General features: G+C 68.5%; 12 protein-coding genes and 1 pseudogene. 4 read left to right on the top strand and 9 right to left on the bottom strand.

All coding sequences use genetic code 11. The features are described 5' to 3' along the window. Positions 1-32: 32 nt before the first annotated feature. The 5 genes from I6J77_RS17280 to I6J77_RS17260 all read right to left on the bottom strand — a co-directional run bounded on the left by I6J77_RS17280 (position 33) and on the right by I6J77_RS17260 (position 2127). Positions 33-377, bottom strand: a complete 345-nt coding sequence (locus I6J77_RS17280) for a hypothetical protein (protein WP_204109988.1) — start codon at positions 375-377, stop codon at positions 33-35. Between the two features lie 65 nt (positions 378-442). Beyond that, positions 443-784: a hypothetical protein gene (locus I6J77_RS17275; protein WP_204109987.1), complete on the bottom strand. Its 342-nt coding sequence runs from the start codon at positions 782-784 to the stop codon at positions 443-445. 56 nt (positions 785-840) lie between these two features. After that, a complete protein-coding gene (locus I6J77_RS17965) occupies positions 841-1245 on the bottom strand; it encodes an ankyrin repeat domain-containing protein (protein WP_204109986.1) in 405 nt (134 codons plus the stop codon). A 65-nt stretch (positions 1246-1310) separates the two neighbouring features. Continuing rightward, the gene (locus tag I6J77_RS17960) at positions 1311-1580 is read right to left on the bottom strand and encodes a DUF6869 domain-containing protein (protein ID WP_369334540.1); all 270 of its coding nucleotides are present in this window, start codon (positions 1578-1580) and stop codon (positions 1311-1313) included. A gap of 166 nt (positions 1581-1746) precedes the next feature. Beyond that, positions 1747-2127, bottom strand: coding sequence for a hypothetical protein (locus I6J77_RS17260; protein WP_204109984.1), 381 nt, complete (start codon positions 2125-2127; stop codon positions 1747-1749). 76 nt (positions 2128-2203) lie between these two features. Between I6J77_RS17260 and I6J77_RS17255 the strand changes: the two are divergent. Beyond that, positions 2204-3056, top strand: a pseudogene (locus I6J77_RS17255) (integron integrase); the annotation flags it as partial. A gap of 29 nt (positions 3057-3085) precedes the next feature. Here the strand turns inward: I6J77_RS17255 and I6J77_RS17250 are convergent. Then, entirely contained in the window at positions 3086-11731 is an 8646-nt protein-coding gene (locus I6J77_RS17250; protein ID WP_239309086.1) for a glucoamylase family protein, read from the bottom strand. Between the two features lie 174 nt (positions 11732-11905). On the opposite strand from I6J77_RS17250, the gene I6J77_RS17245 reads away from it, so the two are divergent. Beyond that, positions 11906-12367 carry a GNAT family N-acetyltransferase gene (locus I6J77_RS17245; protein ID WP_204109981.1) on the top strand — a complete coding sequence of 154 codons (462 nt, stop codon included), beginning with the start codon at positions 11906-11908 and terminating at the stop codon, positions 12365-12367. 16 nt (positions 12368-12383) lie between these two features. On the opposite strand, the gene I6J77_RS17240 is transcribed toward I6J77_RS17245, so the two are convergent. Together I6J77_RS17240 and I6J77_RS17235 are read right to left on the bottom strand one after the other, a co-directional pair. Next, positions 12384-14867 carry a GGDEF and EAL domain-containing protein gene (locus tag I6J77_RS17240; protein ID WP_204109980.1) on the bottom strand — a complete coding sequence of 828 codons (2484 nt, stop codon included), beginning with the start codon at positions 14865-14867 and terminating at the stop codon, positions 12384-12386. A gap of 93 nt (positions 14868-14960) precedes the next feature. Continuing rightward, positions 14961-16097: a hypothetical protein gene (locus tag I6J77_RS17235; protein ID WP_204109979.1), complete on the bottom strand. Its 1137-nt coding sequence runs from the start codon at positions 16095-16097 to the stop codon at positions 14961-14963. 114 nt (positions 16098-16211) lie between these two features. Between I6J77_RS17235 and I6J77_RS17230 the strand changes: the two genes are divergently transcribed. Further along, the gene (locus I6J77_RS17230) at positions 16212-17495 is read left to right on the top strand and encodes an acetyl-CoA C-acetyltransferase (RefSeq protein ID WP_056764528.1); all 1284 of its coding nucleotides are present in this window, start codon (positions 16212-16214) and stop codon (positions 17493-17495) included. 52 nt (positions 17496-17547) lie between these two features. Next, positions 17548-18102: an energy transducer TonB gene (locus tag I6J77_RS17225; protein ID WP_204109978.1), complete on the top strand. Its 555-nt coding sequence runs from the start codon at positions 17548-17550 to the stop codon at positions 18100-18102. A gap of 41 nt (positions 18103-18143) precedes the next feature. On the opposite strand, the gene I6J77_RS17220 is transcribed toward I6J77_RS17225, so the two are convergent. Next, on the bottom strand, positions 18144-20018 hold the full coding sequence (locus I6J77_RS17220; protein ID WP_204109977.1) for a phospholipase D family protein: 1875 nt from the start codon (positions 20016-20018) through the stop codon (positions 18144-18146). Positions 20019-20112: the final 94 nt, after the last annotated feature.

The following is a 20112-nucleotide window of genomic DNA, read 5'->3' as shown; positions in this document are numbered from 1 at the left end:
CGGCGGCGAAGCCGTCCGCCTCGAATGATTGGTTAGGCCACGCCGGAAGCTATGTTACCCGCTCTTGGCTTGGATGAATAAACGCGATAGACCACGTAGAACGCTGGCGGAAAGACCAGAACGATTGCAAAGACACCAAGACCGCTCAGTTGCCCATGATCGAAAAAAGCGATGCCCACGATGAAGCTATACAGGCCGATTGCAAGGTAAGAGAGCGCAACGAGCTTGGCAACTTGTCTGTTGACTAGAAAGCAACAAACCGCCAGGGAAAGCAAAGAGAAAGTTGCCCACAGGTAATAGTCGGGATTGGACATGAATGCGGCAACGTTCCCGAGGGCGTGCATCGCGAGCAATGAGCTAGCAATAGACTTGTTCAATACCTGCTCCCTACGGCCTAACGCCGGAATTAAGCGGCGGCGCAGCCGTCCGCTTGGATGAGTGGTTAGGGTGCAGCGCCTTGCGCTACAACCTTGACAGGAAGATCTCGGACGCTTTCTGGGACATCGGTTGTGCCAGCGTACTCAAGCATGAGTTCGTTGTCTTGCACGAATACGAGATAGCTACCCGCCACTTCGCCCACTTGGCCAAGAACCATCGGTTGGCTAAGAACCGCGCATGCTTTGGGCAGCAAATGATGGCGAACGGTTAGGAAGTACCCAACGCCAGAATGGTAGAAGCTGACCAACTCGGCGTCACGGCAGACGGCCGCCACCACAGCCTCGCCGAGCGTTGCATTGCCAAGAAGTCGAAGTACTTCAACTTCAAATGCACGGAAGTGGCTCATCTGCGACCTAACGCTGGAGTTAAGCGGCGGCGCAGCCGTCCGCCTTGAACGAATTGCTAGGCACAATTCGCGCTTTTTGCACCAAGGGAAACGAGCAATTCGGACATCTTTTTGTGATGGCTGCAGAGCGAGAAGTCAAGCGGCGACCAACCATGTGTGTCGACGGGAGTCAGATTTGCCCCTCGTGCGGCGAGGAATTGTACGAACTTATACCTTTGGTACGTAGTCGCGTGAAATAGCGGTGTGCGGCGGCGAGCATCACCTGCTTCGGCGTTCGCACCATAGGAAAGAAGAGCTTCAGCGACATCAATGTGCCCCTTCCTTCCAGCCCAGATAAGTCCCGTGAACTGGTTGGAGTCACGAGACTCCGGATCGACGCCTGCAGCCAGGAGTGTACGGACAAGTTCCGATTTGCCCGTACTGCATGCATTGAAAAACTTGTGGTCCGCCGGGATGGTCATGGGGGCCTAACGCTGGAGTTAAGCGGCGGCGGAGCCGTCCGCCTTGAACGAGATGTTAGGCAGTACTACCACGTTGTGCCACGTGCCGCCTCTACACGTACCCAGATATCGGGCGTACTACTTGCCCAGACGCCACCGAGTAAATGACGAAAAGCAGGATCTTTGCGCGCTTGAAGCTCTATGCGGTCTATGAACTCTGGCCCGACATGATGAATAAGGTCCTCAAGGGGCCCCGCTGCAAGCACGCCGAGGACATTCTTGGGCGGGTCACGCGCGAGGATCGCCAGGATCGTTGCCCAACAATCCTCGGCGTCTGCCGTATCCCCTGGAAACATGAAGCGCTCTGCGGCCCAAAACAATTGATGGCCGTCTAGCGGTCGAGAGCCATCTTGTTGCAGGGCAACGTATGCGTTTGCCCAATCGTCAATTGCCTGCGAGTCCATGCTGTGCAGCCTAACGCTGGAGTTAAGCGGCGGCGAAGCCGTCCGCTTGGACGAATGGTTAGGTGTTCTGCGACGAACTTTGCAGAGAGAACCTACCATGTAATTTGAATGTTGCCTCGATGCCGCGAACTCCGAACCAAATCACGAGCGCGAAGACCATGCCACTCCGGCTCTCCGGAAACAGAAAGGGAACCAGAAAACAAAGAACTGACAAGCTGACCCCGGCCACGGCTGCGAGACGACTGAATTTGTAACGCGTAAAGTACCCACAAATTGCATATAGGGCTGCGACAAAGAGCAGACGTGGCCATGCCAGAAAAGCGAAGAGCGTGACGAATACGGCCGCCAGAAAGAACCCAAGGGCGGCCCCCTTTGCCAAGTCGATAGCTGTCTCGCGGTCGGCAATTCGCCCGAAAAGTGCGTTCTGCAGCGTGACCATGTTGAACACCTAACGCTGGAGTTAAGCGGCGGCGCAGCCGTCCGCCTTGAACGAACTGTTAGGCCACCGCAGCCAATTGGCGAACGGAAAGCGTCATCCGCGAGATGGGCGCGGTCGAAGTAGAGGGCTTTCTTTCCGGGTTGGCCGTGCATGGCGGCGTTGCTGCAAGCACGCAGAATCAGGCGCTGTCGGCGTTGCTGTTTCCATACCGGGAAGTGTTGCGGATCGACCTGCCATGGATGGAGACGATGGTGCGCGCGAAACGTTCCCGGCGGGTTCCCACGGTTCTGGCGCGGGACGAAGTGCATGCGGTGCTGGCACAGATGGAGGGCCGTCCCTGGTTGCTGGCCAGCCTCCTGTATGGCACGGGCATGCGCTTGATGGAGTGCATGCGGCTGCGCGTGAAGGATGTGGATTTTGCCCGCAATGAAATTACCGTGCGCGACGGCAAGGGCGGCAAGGACAGGCGCACGGTGCTGCCAAACAGCCTGGTCGAACCGCTGCAGCGCGAAATCGAGCGCGCCAGGGTGTTGCACAAGGATGACCTGCTTGCCGGCTTCGGCGTGGCTCGCCTGCCGCATGCACTGGCCCGGAAATATCCCGACGCCGGGCGGGAATTCGGCTGGCAGTTCGTGTTTCCGTCGGGCCAGCGCTCGCTCGACCCGATGGACGGCGTGGAGCGTCGCCATCACTTTGACGAGGCGCTGTTGTCGCGATCCCTGAAAGGTGCCTGTCGTCGCGCAGGCATCGTCAAGCCGGTGAGCGCACACACGCTTCGCCATTCGTTCGCCACGCATCTGCTGGAGTCCGGCTACGACATTCGCACGGTGCAGGAACTGCTCGGCCACAAGGATGTGGCGACGACGCAGATCTATACGCATGTGCTCAATCGGGGCGGGCATGGCGTGCTGAGTCCGCTGGATCGTTGATCACCTGCAGGGAGTGCTTCGGCGCGCGATCACCCTGCCCTGGGCCAGTTGAGTTCCACCTCGTGCTGCACGCCGTCGTCGGCCAGCGTGATTTGTCCGTCGGGCTGCGGTTCGCCATCCAGCCACAGTGCGGGCACGGTGCCGGGTTCGCTTTGCCGCAGGTCGATCCGGTACAGCGTGTCGTGGTGGCGGTAGTCCAGGCGGAAGCCGTCCCACTGCGCCGGCAGCACGGGCGCGAAGCGCAGCCTGCCGGCTTCCAGGCGCAGGCCGAGCAGGGATTCGACGATCAGCCGGTACATCCAGCCGGCCGAACCGGTGTACCAGCTCCAGCCGCCGCGGCCGACGTGTGGGGCGACGGCGTAGACGTCGGCGCTGACCACGTAGGGTTCAACCTTGTAGACGTCCACTTGATTCGCGTCGCTGCCGTGGCTGACCGGGTTGATCATGCGCAGCAGTTCCCATGCGCGCTCGTGGTCGCCCAGTTCGGCGAAGGCCATCGTGGCCCAGATCGCCGCGTGCGTGTACTGGCCGCCGTTCTCGCGCACGCCGGGCACGTAGCCCTTGATGTAGCCGGGGTCCAGCGGCGACTGGTCGAATGGCGGATCGAGCAACTGGATCAGGCCGGCATCGCGTCGCACCAGGTGCCGGTTCAGTGACTCCATCGCCTGCTGCTGCCGCTGGGCGGGCGCCATGCCGGACAGCACCGACCAGCTTTGTGCGATCGAGTCGATGCGACATTCGTCGTTGCCGGCCGAGCCCAGCGGCGTGCCGTCGTCGAAGTAGGCGCGGCGATACCAGGCGCCGTCCCAGCCGTGTTGTTCCAGCGCCAGGTGCAGGCGCGTGACCTCGCTTTCGCAGCGCTGCGCGAAGGCTTCGTCGCCATGCAGTCGCGCCACCTCGGCGAAGTGGGTCAGCACCTCGCCGGAGAAGAAGCCCAGCCACACGCTTTCGCCGCGGCCGGCTTCGCCGACGCGGTTCATGCCGTCGTTCCAGTCGCCGCCGCCGATCAGTGGCAGGCCATGCACGCCGCGCTGGCCGAGGCCGTGCTCGATCGCGCGCACGCAATGCCGGTACAGCGTCTCGCGCAGGCCGGCGGGTTGCGGCAGGTCGTAGTACGACTCCTCGCCCGGATGCAGCGGGCGGCCGTCGAGGTAGCCGGCGGTCTCGTCGAGCACGCCGCGATCGCCGCTGGCCAGCACGTAGCGCGCGGTGGCCAGCGGCAGCCACAGGTAGTCGTCCGAACAGGTGGTGCGCACGCCGCGGTCCAGCGGCGGATGCCACCAGTGCTGCACGTCGCCCTCGACGAACTGGTGCGCGGCGCACAGCAGCAGTTGCGCCCGCGCGATCGCGGGAGCCGCGTGCAGGGTGGCCATCGAATCCTGCAGCTGGTCGCGGAAGCCGAACGCGCCGCCGGACTGGTAGTAGCCGCTGCGCGCCCAGATCCGGCAGGCGATGGTCTGGTACAGCAGCCAGCCGTTGGCGAGCACGTCCAGCGCGGGCTCGGGCGTGCGCACCTGCACCGCGCCCAGCGTACGCGCCCAGTGCGCACGCACCTTGTCCAGCGCGTCAGCGGCGCTGCCGTTGCCGCGGAAGCGCTGCACCAGCGCGGCGGCGTCCGCGCCGTTGCGACCCAGGCCGAGCCGGAAGATCAGCTGGCGTTCGGCGCCGTCGTCGAGCGTAAGTTGCGACTGCAGCGCGGCGCAGGGGTCCAGCCCCGCGCCCAGCCGGCCGGACAGGTGGGCGCGGGCCAAGGCAGCCGGCGCGTGCATGCTGCCGTTGCGGCCCAGGAATTCGCTGCGATCGCCATCGATGCCGCGGGCCGGGTCGTCCACGTCGAGGAAGGCCACCCGATCGGGGAACTCGGTGTTGTACGCGTTGCGGGCGAACAGTGCGCCGCTGGCCGGGTCGGATTCGGTCACCACGTGCATCGCGGTCTTCGCGCGCAGGTCGCCGAGCAGCCATTCGACGTAGGCGGTGACGCTGATTCGGCGCGTGCGGCCCGAGCTGTTGCGCAGCTTCAGCACCGAGAACTTCACCGAGGCATCCAGCGCCACGTAGATCCACAGCTCGGAGCGGATGCCGTCTTCCACGTGCTCGAACACGCTGTAGCCGAAACCGTGGCGGGTGGTGTAGCTGCCGCGGCCGCGACACGGCAGCGGGGTCGGTGACCACACCTGGCCGGTGTCCTCGTCGCGCAGGTACAGCGCCTCGCCGCCGCCGTCGCTGACCGGGTCGTTGTGCCAGGGCGTGAGGCGGAACTCGTGGGCGTTCTCGGCCCAGGTGTAGGCGCTGCCGCAGTCGGAGATCACCGTGCCGAAGTGCGGATTGGCCAGCACGTTGCACCACGGCGCCGGCGTGCCCTGCCCGCCCTGCTGCACGATGACGTACTCGCGGCCATCGGCGCTGAAGCCGCCGTGCGGGTTGGCCAGTTGCAGCGACGCCGGCGCCAAAACTTCCGCCGCGCCCGGGTCGCCGTCGCTGCGCAGCGGAAGGCTGGGCTCGAAGCGCGGCGCATGCACGGCCGGTTGCCGTCGTCCGATCTGTTCGGCCAGGCTGCCCCGCGCATCGCCGAGGATCAGTCGCGCGCTGGCCAGCATCACCACGCGATCCTCGCCGGACAACTGCTGCGACGGGCGCACGAAGATGCCGCCGGGCCGGTCGAGCAGGCTCGCCTCGCTGCCCGAGGCGATCAGGCCCATGATCTGGTCCTGCAGTTCCTGCCGATAGCCGGCGCGGTCCTCGTTCCAGATCACCAGGTCCACCGCCAGGCCCTTCAGGCGCCAGTACGCGTGCGCCTGCACCAGCTGGCGCACCAGCTCGATCCGCGCGGGGCTGGTGATCGTCAGCAGCACGATCGGCAGGTCGCCGGAAATGGATTGTCCCCACAGGCCGGACTGGCCGCGCCGGTTGGCCCGCAGCACGGCGGGCTGGGCGCGCAGGCTGGCGTTGGGATACAGGATGCTGGTGGCCATGTGCTCGTACAGCTGGGCATCGGCGAGGCTGGCGTTGAGCTGGCGCAGCAGCACCTGGCTGTGCGTCCAGGCCAGGTCGAACACGCGGTCGGCGAGGTGGCGGTCGCGGTACTTGCCGATCAGCTGGATGCAGCCATCGCGCTGCTCGGCGATCCCGCTGACGAAGTCGATGGTGGCGGTCTGGTCCGGTTCCAGCGTGATCCGGCAGCGGATCGCCATGATCGGATCGAGCACCGAGCCGTCGCTGTTGGACAACTGCGCCTGCCCGCGATCAAACACTTGCGGATCGGCCGTGCTGCGGCCGCGGCCGATGAAGCGCGCGCGATCGGTTTCGTAGGAGATCTCCACGATGTCGGCGTCGTGCACGGCCAGCAGGTGGAACATCCACGGCATGTGCTCGCCGGCCGCGCGGGGGCGGCGGGTGCAGACGATCGCCTGCAGCTCGGGCACCAGCTCGGTCTGCACGAACAGCTTGCTGAAGGCCGGGTGCAGCGCGTCGGCGATCGGCGGCGCCAGCACCACTTCGGCGTAGCTGGTCAGTTCGATCGTGCGCCGCGTGCGGCCGCGGTTGGTGAGGTGGGTGCGGCGCAGCTCGATGTCGTCTTCCGGCGACACCACGATCTCGGTATGCGCGTCGAACTCGCGTTCGCGCACGCGGAACTCGGCACGCGCCTCGGAGAAGATCGCCTCGAACTGCTCGGTCTTGCGGCAGGTGGGCTGGTAGGCGGTGGACCAGCAGGCGTTGCTGGCGACCTCGCGCACGTAGCAGAAGCTGCCCCAGTGATCGCGGGTGATGTCTTCGTGCCAGCGGGTCAGCGCCAGTTCGCCGCGCCGGCTGTAGCCGCCGCCGCCGCTGCTGAGCATGACGTGGTAGCGCCCGTTGGAAAGCAGCTGCACCGCCGGCAGCGCCCGGTCGGGATCGGCGAACACGCGCAGCCGCGCCTCGGGGCGCACGCCGCCGGCGCGCTCGGGAAAGCCGGTGGCGTGCAGGTATTCGGCGGCGGTCTTCGGCACGCGCTCCTGCAGCAACAGGCTGCTGGCCTGGAACTGCGGGTGCGATTCGAAGCGGCGCTGCATCGGTCGCTCCAGCAGGGCGTAGTCCAGCGCCAGCAGGGTCATGCCCTGGTGATGCGCCATGAACTGCCGCACGATCGCCGCGTCCTGGCCCAGCGGCAGGCGCGCCGGCGTGTAGTCGATCGCTTCGTACAGGCCGTACAGGCCGCGCGCCCCGATGCCGGCCAGGCGCTGCAGGTTCCGGGTGGCCGCCGCGGGCGCCACCATCATCGCCAGCGCGCTGGCGTACGGCGCGATCACCACGTCGTCGCCCAGGCCGCGCTTCAGGCCCAGCCCCGGCACGCCGAACGCGCGGTACTGGTAGGTGAAGTGCGCATCGAGCGTGTTGTAGCCCGATTCGGAAACGCCCCACGGGATGCCCAGCTGGTTGCCGTATTCGATCTGCCGGGCCACCGCGGCGCGACAGGTCTGCTCCAGCAGGGTGCCCTCGAAGCCGGGCATCACCAGGGTCGGCATCAGGTATTCGAACATCGAGCCGGTCCACGACAGCAGCACCGGTTCGCCGCCCACCGTGGTCAGCAGCCGGCCCAGCGCGAACCAGTTGTCCTTGGGCAGCTGGCCCTGGGCGATCGCCACGAAGCTGGCCAGCCGCGCTTCGGACGCCAGCAGGTCGTAGTAGCTGGCGTCCAGCCGGTGCTGGTCGACGTTGTAGCCGATCGCCAGCAGGTCGCGCGTGCTGTCGTAGAGGAAGCGGTAGTCCATCTGCGCCAGTTGCTCGGCGAGGTGGGCCAGCTGTTCGATCAGGGCGATCCGGGCGGACGCGCGCTCGCGCACGCCTTCGGCGTCGGCGGCGTCCGGCCAGCACAGCGGTTCGATGCGCGCCAGCTGATGCAGGGTGGGAATGCCGCTGAAGCCCACGGCTTCGTCCGGCGGCGCATCGAGTTCGAGCAGCACGGCGTCGGCGTGCAGTTCGTCGATCTGCCCGCGCAGGGCATCCAGCCAGAAGCGCGCGTCGCCGGCGGCCGGCGCGTCCGCCGCCGCGGCCAGCGCATGGACGTGCCGGCGCAGCTCGGTGAGCAGCAGCACCGTGGCGCCGGTGGATGCCGGCGGCGTGGCGATGGCCTCGTGCAGCAGGCGTCGCAGCGGCACCAGCTGCGCCGCGGCGTCGCGCTCGAGTGCGTCGTGCAGCAGTTCCAGCGTGTCGAGCAGGCCCTGCAGCAGGTGCGCGCCGAACACCGGCGCGTCGATCAGCTCGAGCAGGCCGGGACACAGGGTCAGCAGGTGGCCGGCCAGGTTGCCGCTGTCCACCGCCGACACGTACATCGGCGCCAGCGGCTGCAGGGTCTGGGTGTCGTACCAGTTGTAGAAGTGGCCGCGGTGGCGCGGCAGGCGCTGCATGGTGTCCAGGGTCAGCCGGGTGCGTTCGAGCAGGCGCGCCGTGCGGAGGAAGCCGAAGTCGTGCGCGGCCAGGCCCGCCAGCAAGGCCATGCCGATGTTGGTGGGCGAGGTGCGATGGGCGACCACCGGGCCGGGCTGCTCCTGCAGGTTGTCCGGCGGCAGCCAGTGCTCGGCAGCGTTGACGTGCACGTCGAAGAACGCCCAGGTCTGGCGCGCCAGCGTGCGCAGGAAGCGCTGCTGCCGCGCATCCGGCACGAAGCTGTCCTGCGTGCGCGGCTGGCTGATCCACCACGCCAGCAGCGGCGAGGCCAGCCACAACAGCAGCAGTGGTGCGGCCAGCCACAACGCCAGCGGCCGTTGCAGCGCCAGCAGCACGATCATCAGCATTGCCAGCGCGGGGCCGATCCACATCAGCCGCCACATCGCCGAGGCTGCGTTGCTGCTGCGCCGCTCGACCTCGCTGGAGGTCTGCCATTGCAGAAGTTGCCGGCGGCTGACCGCCATCCGCCACAGCGTGCGCACGATCGCGTCGAGATGGTAATGCGCCTCGTGCGGCAGCCAGGCCAGCCCCAGCCCCATCCGCACGAAGTGCTGCACGCCGTCGTGCAGGCCGGCGCGCAGGTGCTGGTCGAGTTCCACGTCGCGCGGTTTCTGCACCAGCTCCAGCAGGGCCGACAGCAGCGGCGGCACCAGCACCATCGCCAGCACCGCCAGGGTCCATGACAGCACCGGCGAGATCACCAGCCAGCCGACCAGCAGCAGCGCCAGCAGCGCCGCCGGCACCAGCGAGCGGCGCAGGTTGTCGAGGATCTTCCAGCGCGACAACGCGGTCAGCGCGTTGCGCCGCCAGCCGTCGTGCGCGGTCGGCGCCCACGGCAGCAGCCACGGCAGCAGCTGCCAGTCGCCGCGAATCCAGCGATGGCGGCGCCTGACATCGGCGCCGTAGCGGGCAGGCCAGGCTTCGAACAGTTGCGTGTCGCTGAGCAGGCCCGAGCGCGCATGGCAGCCCTCGACCAGGTCATGGCTGAGGATGCGGTTTTCCGGGAAGCGGCCATCCAGGGTGCGTTCGAAGGCGTCGACCGCGTAGATGCCCTTGCCGATGAACGAACCTTCGCCGAACACGTCCTGATAGACGTCCGAAACCATCTGCGTGTACGGATCGATGCCGGCGTCGCTGCCGTACAGCTGGGCGTAGCGCGAACGCGCCGTGCTGGGCAGGCTGATCCCCACGCGCGGCTGCAGGATCGCGTAGCCGCTGACCACACGGCGCCGTTCGGGGTCGTACACCGCGCGGTTCAGCGGATGATCGATGGCGCCCACGAACGCCTGCGCCGCATCGCGCGGCAGCTCGGTGTCGGTGTCCAGCGTGATCACGTACTGCACCGGCGGCAGCGAGGCGATGTCGCCCACCACGCGCATGAAGGCCGCGCCGCCGCCGCCACGCAGCAGCGCGTTCAAGTCGGCCAGCTTGCCGCGCTTGCGCTCGTGGCCCATCCAGCACTGCTCGGCGGCATTCCAGCGGCGCGGGCGATGGAACAGGAAGAAGCGGTCGGCCGCGGCGCTGGCGTAGCGGTCGTTGAGCGCCTCGATGCGCCGCTGCGCCAGCCGCAGCAGGTGCTCGTCGCCGGGCAGGGTTTCGCGGTCGGCGTCGGCGAAGTCGGTGAGCAGGGCGAAGTGCAGGTGCTCGTCGCGATTGCCGAGGAAACGCACCTCCAGCGCCTCGACCAGGTCCTCGACGTCCTGTTCGCTGGCGAACAGGCTGGGGATCGCCACCAGCGTGCGCGCGTGCGCGGGGATGCCGCGCGAATAATCCATCCGCGGCAACTGCTGCGGCGCGATGGACAGCGTGGCCAGCCAGTTGAGCAGGCTCAGTCCGAGCTGGCTGGCCAGGATCACGGCGGGCACCGCGACCGCGATCAGCGCCCACGGCGGCAAGCCGTCATGGGCCGCGGCCGCCACCAGCGGTTGGGCGAAGGCAAACGTGAGCACGGCCAGCGTGCCCAGGTAGATCGGCAACGGCGCCCGGTCGAACGCCCGGCGCAGCACCACGGCCAGCCGCGGGTGGATGCCCAGGTGGCGCTCCAGCGCGACGCGGCCCCGGTCGACCAGGTAGTAGCCCACGTGTTGCGCCAGCGTGTCGCCGCCGGCGGCGACCGCGGCGGCGCTCAGCGCGATCGCGGCGTCGGCCACCGCCAATTCGGTCAGCTTGTGCTGGCGGGCGATCGATTCCACCACGTGGCGGTAGCGGTCGCGGGTGGCGAAATCCATCGCGGCGTAGATGCCGGCCGGATCGTCGCGCAGGCAGCGCTCGACCAGGCTGCAGTGCTCGGTGAAATCGCGCCAGTCGATCGCCGCCAGCGTGCGCAGGCTGCCGATGCTGTTGCTGATGGTGACTTGGTTGGTGGCCTGCTGCTGCGCCTCGACCTGCACCAGGTGTTCGACGCTCTGCCCCGATGCGGCCAGGCGCTGCTCGATCCAGCTCAACGGCAGCGCCAGCGCCGGGCTCTGACCCTGCAGCCGGCGCGCCATCTCGGCCACGAACGGGCCGTTCATCGGCGGGTCCGAGCGGGCCATGTCGGCCACCACCAGCACCACCGAGTTCGGGTCGGTTTCGGTGGTGGCGATCAGGTTGTCGGCCCAGCGCGCGGCGCGGCCGCGGTAGCGCCAGTCGGCCATCACTCGGGCGGCCACCCGGCGCAGGTTCTCGATCAGGGCCAGCCGCAGCATGATCGGGATCGCCCACAACTCGCCCAGCTTCAGCGGCGACACCTCCTGATAGGCCTGGATGAAACGCTGCAGGCTGTTCGCATCGACGCGGCCGTCGCCGTGCGAAATGATCTCCAGCGCGATGTCGTAGACGCGCGGCAGGCCGGCGGACGGCCCCTGGGCCAGGCGCGACAGTTCGCGGCTGTAGCCCTTGGGCAGGTGCCGCCGGGCGATGCGGATCTGTTCCTCGACCAGGTAGAAGTTGTCCAGCAGCCATTCGCCGGCCGGGGTGATGCGCAGGCGCTTGCGGGTGGCGTGGGTCAGCCGTTCGCAGGTGTGGGTCAGCACCGCCTCGTTGTCGGCCAGCCGCGCCAGCAGCAGGTCGGCGTTGCGCCGCGCGCTGAGCCGGTGCTGGCTCGCCAGCGCCCGCCCGTGCCGCTCCATCTGTTCGGCGCTGAACAGTTCGGCGCGCAGCGCGGGCTCCTGCTCGGGCCGGGTGCGGGCGGCGGCGCGCCGGCGCCGGAACGCGTTCAACCGGCGCAGCTTCAGCAGGTCGAGGAAAGGGCCGATGTTCAAACGGAGCATCCTTGTGGCTTGCCGGTGGGGGATGACGGGCAGCGGCGGGGAACCCGGCGGCCGTGGCGCGGCGTGCAGGCGAGGGGCCATTCGCCGGGCGCGGCCCCGGCGCAGAAACTACGCGGCGGCATGTGAAGGCCACGCAGGCTAGGATGTGGCCTCACCACCGATGGGAGTCATGCCGTGCCACTGCAGATTCGTGCCGCCGAACCCGCCGATCTCGCCAGCCTGGTCCAGTGGAACGCGGCGATGGCCTGGGAAACCGAGCAGAAGCGGCTCGATCCGGCGATCCTGGCGCGCGGCGTGGCCGGCGTGTTCGAGCAGCCGCAGCGCGGCTTCTACCTGGTTGCCGAACGCGACGGTACGGCGGTCGCCAGCCTGCTGGTGACGCGCGAATGGAGCGACTGGCGCAACGGCGATTTCTGGTGGATCCAGAGCGTCTACGTGATTCCCGCCGCGCGCCGCGGCGGGGTCTTCCGCGCCCTGTACGAGGAAGTGGAACGGCTCGCGGCGGCGGCCGGCGCGGTGGGCCTGCGGCTGTACGTGGAAACCGAAAACCGCCACGCCCAGGCCACCTACGAAGGCCTGGGCATGCAGCGCTGTCACTATTTCATGTACGAGATGCCGCTGGCCGCCGATTCGTAGGCGGACGCCGCCTGCCCTACGGCGCGGTCACCGGTTCGGCGAGCAGCTTCTGCAGTTCGCTCGCCGGCATCGGCATGCCGTACAGGAAACCCTGCAGCTGCGAGCAGCCGGCGTGGCGCAGGAAACTGCCCTGCTCGCGCGTTTCCACCCCTTCGGCGATCACGTCCTTGTTGAGGCTGCGCGCCATCGCGACGATCGCGCTGGTGATGGTGGCGGTGTCGTGATCGCTGGTGATGTCGCGCACGAACACGCGGTCGATCTTCAGCGCGTCGATGGGGAAATGCTTCAGGTAGGACAGGCTGCAATAGCCGGTGCCGAAATCGTCCAGTGACAGCCGCACGCCGCGACGCTTGATCCGCTGCAGCAGGCCGGTGGTGGCCTCGCCGCCGGACATCACCATGCGTTCGGTCAGTTCCAGTTCCAGCAGGCGCGATTCCAGCCCGGCCTCCTCCAGCACGTCGTCCAGCCAGGTGTAGAAATCCGCGTGCTGGAACTGCAGCGGCGACACGTTCACCGAAATCGGGATCTCGTGCCCGGCCTGCTGCCACATCCGCGCCTGGCGGCAGGCCTGGCGAAGCACCCAGGCGCCGATCGGCAGGATCAGCCCGGAATCCTCGGCCACCGGGATGAACTGGTCCGGCTTGTACAGATCGCGCCCGTTGAGCTGCCAGCGCAGCAAGGCCTCGGCCCCGACGATGCGGCCGCTGTGCGCGTCGACCTTCGGCTGGTAGTGCAGCTTCAGCTGATTGCCCGGCAAGGCCTGGCGCAGGCCTGTCTCGATCCGCCGCTGCGCTCGCGCGCGCTCGTTCATCGACGCGGTGAAGAAGCGATAGCCGTGCTGGCCCTGGGCCTTCGCCGCCATCAGCGCGGTCTCGGCATGCTGCACCAGCTCGTCGGCGCTGGTGGCATCGTCCGGATAGATGCTGATGCCGATGCTCAGGTGCAGCGACAGCTCCGGCTGGCCCGCGATGCGGGTCTGTTCGCCGTGGGTGATCAGGTCCCGGCACAGGCTCGCCGCCTCGCCCGCGCTGTCCACGTGCGGCAACACCACCACGAATTCGTCGCCGCCGTAGCGGCTGAGCAATTCGTCGCCGGGCAGGCAGCGCTGCAGCTGGCTGATGAACGAGCGCAGCACCTGGTCGCCCGCGGTGTGGCCGACCAGCTCGTTGACCTGCTTGAAGTTGTCGATGTCGATGTACAGCACCGCGGCGCGTTGCCGGCGCCGGCTGGCGCTGTCGATCGCCCGGTTGATGTGGCCGGGCAGCTGGCTGCGGTTGGGCAGGCCGGTCAGCGTGTCGTGCTGGGTCAGGTGGATCATCTTCAGCGCCAGCGCCCGGTTCTCGCTGACGTCATGGAACACCAGTACGCCGCCGATCACGTTGCCGGCGTGGTCGTGGATCGGCGCGGAGGAATCCTCCACCGGCGTGTCGAAGCCGTGGCGATGGCGCAGCAGGGTCTTGCCGGCCAGGTCGACGATGAGGTTCTGCTCGATCGCCGAGCGCAGCGGGTTGGCCACGGCGAGGCCGCCCTGGGCGTCGAACAGCTGGAAGATCTCCTCGATCGGCCGGCCGTTCGCCTCGGCGCTGCTCCAGCCGGTCATCGCCTCGGCGATCGGGTTGAGCGAGGTGACGCGGACTTGGGGGTCGGTGGTGATCACCGCGTCGCCGATCGAGCGCAGGGTCACCTCGGCCAGCTCGCGCTCGCGGTGCAGCGCGTCCTCGAAGGCCTTGCGCTGGCTGATGTTCTGCACCTGGGAAACGAAATACAGCGGCGCCCCGGCCGCATCGCGCACCAGCGACACGCTGAGCAGGATGTGCACCACGTGGCCGAGCTTGTGGAAGTTGCGCTTCTCCAGCTGGTAGGAATCGCGCTCGCCGGCCAGCAGCTGGTCCATCAGCGCCTGGTCGGCGGCGACGTCCTCGGGATGGCTCAGCCGGCCGATGTCCTGCTGCAGCAGCTCCTGTTCCGAATAGCCCAGCATCTGGCAGACCGCCGCGTTGACCCGCAGGAACTGGCCGTCCGGCTTGGTCAGCGCCATGCCGATCGCCGCGTGCTGGAACGCGCTGAAGAAGCGCTGCTCGCTTTCGTGCAGCTGCAGTTCCAGGGTGCGCCGTTCGGTGATGTCGATCAGCGCGGTGAAGATGCCGCAGACGTGGCCGTCCGGGTCGAAGTCGGGCTGGAAATTGCCGTGGGCGTAGCGGCGCTCGTTGCCGTTGAACAGCTCGCCCTCGTAGCTGGCCGCGGTGCCCGCATAGGCCTGGGCCAGCGCCGTGCCGGCCAGCCGGTGGTTGCGCTCGCCGATCACCTCGATCAGGTGCCGGCCGATCAGCCGCTCGGGATCGAGACCCAGCCAGTGCCGATGGGTTTCGTTGGCATAGCGGAAACGCTGCTCGTGGTCGAGATAAGCCAGCAGCACCGGCGTGCCGCGCAGCACCTTCTCCGACCAGTCCGGCCGGTTTGCGAGCGAAGGCAATACCTCGGCAGACTTGTGCGGCCGCATGGTCCTTCCGTCAGCGTGGCGCCCCCTGTGGCGCCGGATCATCATGCGCCGAGTTCCGGCGTTTGCACAGACGGGGGGCGAACGATCCGTCCGCTAGTGGAGGATCGTGGCCGGCGCCGCCAGTTGGCCGTGCTCGTCCAGCATGATCCGGCCCAGCGCACGCAGCTCGCCGGCGCTGCCGTGGCGATCGGTCAGCAGGGCCAGCAGGCTGCCCAGTGCCTGCGGCTTCAGCGGCCAGGCATGCGCCAGCACCCGCGACTGGCCCTGCTCGCCACGCTGGCTGACGGTGATCGCCACCACGCCCAGGCCGGGAGCCTCGTGCGCAAACAGGGTGGGCGGGTCGTAACGGGCGTCCGCCGCGGCCAGGGTTTCCAGCAGGTAGCCGTCACCGGCCTCGACCGCCAGCGTCGGCTGCAACTGCAACGGCAGCTGGTGGGCGTCGAGCAGGGCCGCGTACTGGCGCAGCTCGAACACGATGCCGGCCAGTGCGTGCGCCCGCTCGGCCGGGTCGCCGCCCTGCCCGGCCAGCCACTGCGACGGCGACTGCGCCAGCACCTTGCCGTCCGCGTAGCGCAGCGCCAGGCCGCGCGCGCTCATCGTGGATTCCTCGCGATACGGCGTCAGCAGCGCGGTTTCCAGCAGCGCCCACAGCGGCGCCAGGTTGACGTGTTCGTACTGCACGCAGGTCAGCGCCAGCAGGTCGTTGCGGCTGAGGTAACGCACGTGTTCCAGCCGGATGCCCAGCGTGCGCATCAGCCAGTCGGCGGTCAGCGCGCCCGTCTCGCCGCGGCCGACCAGCTGGATCTCCAGCTGGTCGGAAAGTTCTTCGGCGAGTTCCGCCGGGGCCAGCAGGCTCATCGGCAGCAGCCGCATCGGGCCTTCGGCGTAGAGGGTCGAGGGTTCCAGCGGCTGCGCCGGCATGTGGCCCTCGTGGCTGCCGAAGGCCACCACGTTCTCCAGGTGCCCGCGCGGCACGCGCCGGGCCAGCTCGTCCAGCGTGCTCCACACCGGGAAGCCGGGACGCAGCAATTCGACCTGATCGAACAGCGCACCGGCCAGTGCGAGCCGGGCCGCGTCGACCTGCGGCACCAGCGCATGCAGGTCGGTGGCGACCAGGGCGGCCAGTTCGGCGGCTTCGTCGCGGCTCAGCGTCAGGCGCGCCGGCGGCTCGCCCGCGACCGGTTCCAGGGCCAGCACGATGGGCAGGGCGATCAGCGTTTGCGCTTCCACGGGGTTTGCATCCACGGACAAAGAGCACAATTCTACCATTCAGCGTTTTGGGCTTCCGCCGCACGGCATGGCGGGTTAGCCTTGACCCAACTTGAGTGGTGGACTGTTTTGAGCATGGAAAACACGCAGAGGCGCGTCGGCATCATCGGCGGGGTACGCATTCCGTTCTGCCGCAACAACACCGCCTATGCCGACGTCGGCAACTTCGGCATGTCGGTGAAGGTGCTGGGCGCACTGGTCGAACGCTTCGGCCTGCATGGCGTGGAACTGGGCGAAGTGGCGATGGGCGCGGTGATCAAGCACGCGTCGGACTGGAACCTGGCGCGCGAGTCGCTGCTCAGCTCCGGGCTGGCGCCGACCACGCCGGGCATCACCACCGCCCGTGCCTGCGGTACCTCGCTGGACAACACCATCATCATCGCCAACAAGATCGCCGCCGGGCAGATCGAGGCCGGCATCGCCGGCGGCTCGGACACCACCTCGGACGTGCCGATCGTCTACGGCACCCGCCTGCGCAAGCGCCTGCTGGCGATGAACCGCGCGAAGACGCCGATGGACAAGCTGAAGGTCGCGCTGCGCGGGTTCTCCTTCAGCGAACTGAAACCCTCGTTCCCCGGCGTGGCCGAGCCGCGCACCGGCAAGTCGATGGGCGACCACTGCGAGCAGATGGCGCGCGAGTGGCATGTCGGCCGCGAGGCGCAGGACCAACTGGCGCTGGACAGCCACCACAAGCTGGCGGCCGCCTATGCCGAGGGTTTCTTCGACGACCTGCTGGTGCCGTTCCGTGGCCTCAAGCGCGACGGTTTCCTACGGCCCGATTCGAGCATGGAGAAACTGGCTTCGCTGAAGCCGGCGTTCGACAAGCGCTCCGGCCACGGCACGCTGACCGCCGGCAACTCCACCGGCCTGTCCGACGGCGCGGCCGCGGTGCTGCTGGGCAGCGACGCCTGGGCGGCGCAGCGCGGGCTGACCGTGCAGGCGTACCTGCGCGACGCGGAGGTGGCCGCGGTCGACTTCGTCCACGGCGAGGGCCTGCTGATGGCGCCGACCATCGCCGTGCCGCGGATGCTGGCCCGCAACGGCCTGAGCCTGCAGGATTTCGATTTCTACGAGATCCACGAAGCGTTCGCGGCGCAGGTGCTGTGCACGCTGCGCGCGTGGGAGTCGGCGGATTACTGCAAGCAGCGCCTGGGCCTGGATGCGCCGCTGGGTTCGATCGACCCGGCCAGGCTCAACGTGCACGGCTCCAGCCTGGCGGTGGGCCATCCGTTCGCCGCCACCGGCGCGCGCATCGTGGCCACCCTGGCGAAGATGCTCGAACAGAAGGGCTCGGGCCGCGGCCTGATCTCGATCTGCACCGCCGGCGGCATGGGCGTCACCGCCATCCTCGAACGGTGAGCGGGTCGCGGCTTCAGCCGCGATTCGCCCGGGCGGGTGCATAAAGGCCGCCATGTTTCGCCTGCGCACTACCTCCACTCTCAGCCTGCTGGCCCTGCTCGTCGGCACGGCCGGCACCGGCTGGCTCAGCACGCAGACCGGCGCCTGGCCCGGCCCGCCGGCGCGCTATGCCGCCACGGTCGACACGCCCACCGCCGTGCGTGCCCGCCCGGCGCCGCGCCGCCCGCACGTCCGGCCCCGCGTGGTGCCGACGCGCCGCGCCCAGCCGCCGCGGATCGTCGCCGACGAGGTGCAGGCCGCCTTCGTGCCCGCACCCGCGCCGGCCCTGGTGCCGCTGGCGACACCCGCCGACACCTCGCAGTCATGGGAGCAGCTGCGTGGCCACCTCGATGGCCGCGTCCTGCTCCACCTCGACATCGATGGCCAGGGCCAGGTCAGCGCCGCCAGCCTGATCCAGTCCAGCGGCGACCCGGTCCTCGACGAGCACGCCTTGCGCAGCGTGCGCGGCTGGCGCTTCGCCGTGCCGGCCGATCATCCGGACGGCCTCAGCGGCGAACTGCCGATGCGCTACTCCTCGCAGGGCGACCGCATCGCCCGCGTCCCGTAACGGCGGCGGCTGCCGTTGCGCAAGACAGGCGAAGCCCGCCCCTACAGCACGCCCTTGGCGCCCACCCCGAACGCGGTGACCAGCCGGGTGATGATCAGCTTCGGCGACAGCGCCACGTCGGGGAAGTCGCCGACCGGCTGGTAGCAGGCGTAGAAGTCCGGATCGGTGGCGCGCATCGGCTGGCAGCCGGGCTTGAGGTCGTAGCTGGTGGCGTAGCGGAACGGCCACAGGTCGAACAGCGGCAGGCTTTCCGACACCGTGCCGATGGCCTGGTTGATGTCGGTCAGCACCGGCACCTTCGACTGTCGCGGGGCGACCACCCAGGCGTTCTCCGGCTGCACGCTGCGCATGATGCTGTGGCGCAGCTGGTCGGCGAACGCGTGGTCGTAGACGATCACCCCGGCCTCGGTGTTGTAGTGGTCCGAGCGCGGGTCGAAATTGTGCGAGCCGACCATGGCGAAGGCATCGTCGACCACGATCGACTTGGCGTGCAGGCCGTAGCGCCGGCCTTCGCTGTGCAGCGGCGCCGGCCGGTTGTTGCTGCCGCGGCTGCCCAGCAGGTGGAAGCGGGCGCGCGCCGGACCGTCCGGGCTGACGAGGTCCGGCGGCAGCGCGGCGGCGTCGGTGTCCAGGTTGGCCAGTTCGTTGTCCACCGCTGCGCTGGGTGCGTGCGGCTTGAACTCGTGGATCTCGAAGCCGAACTTGGTGAGGTAGCGCTTGCGGTGCTTGTACGACATCGCATACACCGCGAACGCATCGGTGGAGGCCAGCGAGTTGGTCGACACGATCACCCGTGGCGGGTCGGAAAGGCGATGCAGCACGCGGAAGATGTGCTGCGCGCGCTTGCTCATCACCAGGTACGGCGTCTGCAGCAGGACCTCGCGCTTCGCGCCGCTGACCATGCGCATGATGTGGCCGGTGTACTGCCGCGCGCGCCGCTTGTCGGGCTCGTCGGTCTTGGCCGGCAGGTCGCTGAAGTAGTCGACCTTGCCCACCTGCAGGCTGGGATCGACCAGCCAGGCCTGCAACCACGCCGGGTCCTCGGCGGCCTGCAGCAGCTGCGCCACCCGCTGCGGGCGTCGGTACTTCGGCGCCGGCCAGTCCGGTGGCGTGGTGTCGCCCAGCAGGCGCGCGTTGACGTCGCGCAGGTGGGTCAGCGGCGCCGCACGGGGATGGTCCCAGAACAGGTCGAAGCTGTCCGCCATGGCGCGGGCGGCCGGGCCGCCCACCATCACGTCGCGGTCGACGTAGTCGAAGGCATCGTCCCAGTTGAAGTAGCGGTCCTGGTAGTTGCGCCCGCCGGTGATGCCGATCAGGCCGTCGACCAGCAGCAGCTTGTTGTGCATGCGCTGGTTGAACTGCATGAAGCAGCACAGCACGCCGGCGGCGAACTCCAGTGGCTGGGTGCGCGCCTTGTGGAAGGTGGGGTTGTACAGCCGCACCTCGAGGTTCGGGCTGATCCGGGCCAGCCGGTCGAGCAGGTCGACGTTGCCGAACGAGAACAGCTGGTCGGCCAGGATGCGCACCCGCACGCCGCGTCTGGCCGCGCGCACCAGTTCGTCCAGCATCAGCTGGCCGGCGTCGTCCTGGTCCCAGATGAAGGTCTGCACGTCGACGGACTGCTGCGCCGCCCGCACCAGGTTGATGCGCGCGGCCAGCGCCGGCTCGCTGTCGTCGAGCAGGGTGACCACGTGCACCGGCTGCGCGGCCGTGGATGCGGCCACGGCCTCCAGGGCCGCGGCCCGCAGCGGCGACGGCGTGGCGCAATGGTCGGGCTGGTCACAGCTGCTGCTGCGGTTGGTGGTGGCGGCCACCACCGCGTCGGCGCGGCGGATCTGCGCCCGCGACACGGTGCAGCCCTGCAGCAGCGTCAGCGCCAGCAGCAGTGGTAGCAGGAATCGGCAGGTAACGGACATGGGCAGATGATACGTGCTGCGCCCGGTGCGGCCGTGATTGCACGGCCGCCAGCACGGTACGGGAAGCGTCGATGCCGGCGAAGCGCCGGGCGGG

The organism is Rhodanobacter sp. FDAARGOS 1247 (assembly GCF_016889805.1).
Lineage (GTDB): Bacteria > Pseudomonadota > Gammaproteobacteria > Xanthomonadales > Rhodanobacteraceae > Rhodanobacter.
The sequence above is the reverse complement of the archived record's forward strand: the minus strand, read 5'-3'. Positions and strand labels throughout refer to the sequence as shown.

Bases quoted from the DNA above. Each gene is read 5' to 3' on its own strand.
- I6J77_RS17275 (WP_204109987.1), bottom strand. From the start codon at position 784: ATGAGCCACTTCCGTGCATTTGAAGTTGAAGTACTTCGACTTCTTGGC.
- I6J77_RS17965 (WP_204109986.1), bottom strand. From the start codon at position 1,245: ATGACCATCCCGGCGGACCACAAGTTTTTCAATGCATGCAGTACGGGC.
- I6J77_RS17960 (WP_369334540.1), bottom strand. From the start codon at position 1,580: ATGTTTCCAGGGGATACGGCAGACGCCGAGGATTGTTGGGCAACGATC.
- I6J77_RS17260 (WP_204109984.1), bottom strand. From the start codon at position 2,127: ATGGTCACGCTGCAGAACGCACTTTTCGGGCGAATTGCCGACCGCGAG.
- I6J77_RS17250 (WP_239309086.1), bottom strand. From the start codon at position 11,731: ATGCTCCGTTTGAACATCGGCCCTTTCCTCGACCTGCTGAAGCTGCGC.
- I6J77_RS17240 (WP_204109980.1), bottom strand. From the start codon at position 14,867: ATGCGGCCGCACAAGTCTGCCGAGGTATTGCCTTCGCTCGCAAACCGG.
- I6J77_RS17230 (WP_056764528.1), top strand. From the start codon at position 16,212: ATGGAAAACACGCAGAGGCGCGTCGGCATCATCGGCGGGGTACGCATT.
- I6J77_RS17225 (WP_204109978.1), top strand. From the start codon at position 17,548: ATGTTTCGCCTGCGCACTACCTCCACTCTCAGCCTGCTGGCCCTGCTC.
- I6J77_RS17220 (WP_204109977.1), bottom strand. From the start codon at position 20,018: ATGTCCGTTACCTGCCGATTCCTGCTACCACTGCTGCTGGCGCTGACG.